Genomic DNA, 520 nt, shown 5'->3' with positions numbered 1-520 from the left:
AATGGTGCACCAAGACCATGCGCTCAAAGATTGAACCGATGAAGAAGGTAGCCAGAATGTTGCGGCGGCATCGGCCACTGCTGCTCAACTGGTTCCGGGCCAAGAAACAGTTTTCCAGTGGAATTGTGGAGGGTTTTAACACCAAAGCAAAACTGACTACCAGAAAAGCCTATGGTTTTCGGACCTATCATGCGGCTGAAATCGCTTTATATCACGCGCTTGGAGCGCTACCTGTCCCGAAAACTACCCATGAATTTTTCTGACGAGGCAAATATATAGAGACCCAAAGTCTCGTTAATCAAGCTGTTATTTTGCAAAAGAAAAATCAGAATGATTGATACTGTAATTCACAATTTATCGATTTGTGATCCTAATACTATTGGCCTAATCACAGGTTTTCTTGGTGCGCTGATAGTGACAATATTTGGACTGCCACCTATTGGGTTGCTGAATCAAGGGATGTACGTCGGTATTGAAATCACAAACAAAATGAAAATCTATATGTGGGTTTCACGCGCAG

At 43.1% G+C, this 520-nt stretch carries 2 protein-coding genes; both read left to right on the top strand.

Annotated elements, in window-relative coordinates; translation table 11 throughout:
- The coding region (locus RQ738_RS13660; RefSeq protein ID WP_314165873.1) for a transposase at positions 1-263 on the top strand (263 nt) is incomplete at its 5' end.
- 67 nt (positions 264-330) lie between these two features.
- A partial coding sequence (locus RQ738_RS13655) for a hypothetical protein (protein ID WP_314165872.1) occupies positions 331-520 on the top strand: 190 nt, incomplete at its 3' end.

Origin of the sequence: Sulfuriflexus sp. (assembly GCF_032250955.1) — a bacterium.
Lineage (GTDB): Bacteria > Pseudomonadota > Gammaproteobacteria > AKS1 > AKS1 > Sulfuriflexus.
Note: the sequence above shows the minus strand (reverse complement) of the source record. Positions and strands in the feature narration are given on the sequence as shown.